1 protein-coding gene is annotated in these 276 nt (G+C 45.3%); it reads left to right on the top strand.

Translation table 11 applies throughout. The features are described from left to right. On the top strand, nt 1–276 hold a 276-nt coding region (locus SB772_RS40575; protein ID WP_410838595.1), incomplete at both ends, for a heavy metal-binding domain-containing protein.

The raw sequence follows: 276 nt of genomic DNA, 5'->3' as shown, positions 1-276 counted from the left end.
ACGAGGTTACTGATGAAGACAGTCATGCACACTGTCATGGAAAGGATACTTCTAACAGCACTGATGTAAAATCTATCAAAGGCGGTAAATACGACAAAGTTCCTGCTGATTATGATGGCACGGTCTACACCTGTCCTATGCACCCTGAAGTCAGAGATGTTGAGAATAGTGGCTGTCCAATATGCGGCATGGCACTTGAGCCTGAAACGCTTACTATCGGTGAAGAAGATACCTCAGAGCTCGATGATATGACTCGTCGATTCTGGGTTTGTACAG

This window comes from Paraburkholderia sp. SIMBA_030 (assembly GCF_046535245.1).
Lineage (GTDB): Bacteria > Pseudomonadota > Gammaproteobacteria > Burkholderiales > Burkholderiaceae > Paraburkholderia.
This window is presented reverse-complemented; position numbering and strand designations above follow the sequence as displayed.